Raw genomic sequence first — 1,522 nt, forward strand, 5'->3', positions numbered from 1 at the left:
CAGACGCTGTATCACCATTATTACCCGCAGTATTATTCTCAATATCAGAATCAATGACAACTATAATACTATTTCCACTACTATTTTCACCAGTATTAGAAGACAAAGCCCCACCATTATTACAAGCAGAATTACCACTCAAATCAGAACCAGTAACAAGAACAGTAGAATTACCAGTACTATTCTCATTAGTAATTGAAGATATGGCGCCACCATTGTTACCTGCAGTGTTGTCAGTTATTTCAGAGTCAGAAATATGCACTGTAACATCAGAATCATTTGCTTTTAAAGCAATTGCACCACCATCATTACCCGCATAATTATTAACAATTAGAGAATCCTCAATATTAGCCTCCCCAAATTCGATGAAAATTCCACCACCACCATTAGTAGCTTCATTATCGGTAAAAGTAGTGCCTATAATATTTGAAACTAAAGTAGCATCAGTAGAAGATTCATTACCTTTAGATAATGCCAGTGCTCCTCCATTAGTTGCTTTATTTCCCCTAAAAATAGAATTCTCCAAATTCAAATTAACATGTGTATCAGTACAAGTGATAAGAACACCACCAGGAGATACGTATAATCCCCCACCAATGACAGCAGAGTTATCTTCAAAAGTAGAACCACTTATATTCGCAAAAAGAGTAGAATTATCAGTGCCACTTCTTAAATAAATACCACCACCATAATAATCAATAGCAGTATTATTTGTAAAATTAGAATTTATTATGTTTAAAAAACCATTAAAGTTAAAAGAACCAAACATAAGAGATAAACCACCACCAGAACCATAATTCGCAATATTATTTACAAAATTAGAATTATTTATAACAACATAATCACAAGCATTTATACTAATACCACCACCAGAACCACTAGCAGAATTATTATTAAAATGAGAACCATATACAATTAAAGTAGGATAATTATTACTAACAACAGAAGCTATATGTAAACCACCACCACTGTCAGCAGTATTATCTGTAAAATTAGAACCAATAATAGTAATATTACCTCTACTATATATTCCTCCACCAGCCACGAGTGCAGTATTACCTTTGAATATACAATCGATGAATTTCATTGTAGTATTTACATAATTATTGTATATTCCTCCACCATTAGAAGTAGTATATGCGTTTGTGAATGTTATATTTATAAAAGTCACATTTAAGTTATTGTTTATTACAAATATCCTTGATAGTCCTTGTGCATCTAATATGACTTTATCTTTTGTTTTTCCCTGAATTGTAACATTCTTAGCAATAGTCATATTTGTATTATTATTCCCAGAATATGTTCCTTCATCAAGTTCTATTATGTCTCCAGGACTTGAGCTATTTATTGCACCACTTATTCCACCAGCTGTTGTGTTATTAATTGGGTTAGTAGCTGCAAAATCTGTTTGTGTTGTTGTAGCTAACAAAAAAACAGTGAAAATGACTAGACCCAAAATAAAAATTTTCCTATCTAATTTTTTTGAATAATTTAACATTATTCACCTCCAAATAAATAATTT

At 31.3% G+C, this 1,522-nt stretch carries 1 pseudogene; it reads right to left on the minus strand.

Annotated elements, in window-relative coordinates:
- Positions 1–1,498: pseudogene (locus tag Q0087_RS05475) on the minus strand (hypothetical protein); the annotation flags it as partial.
- Positions 1,499–1,522: the final 24 nt, after the last annotated feature.

Origin of the sequence: uncultured Methanobrevibacter sp. (assembly GCF_937881195.1) — an archaeon.
In the GTDB taxonomy this organism is placed as follows: Archaea; Methanobacteriota; Methanobacteria; order Methanobacteriales; family Methanobacteriaceae; genus Methanobinarius.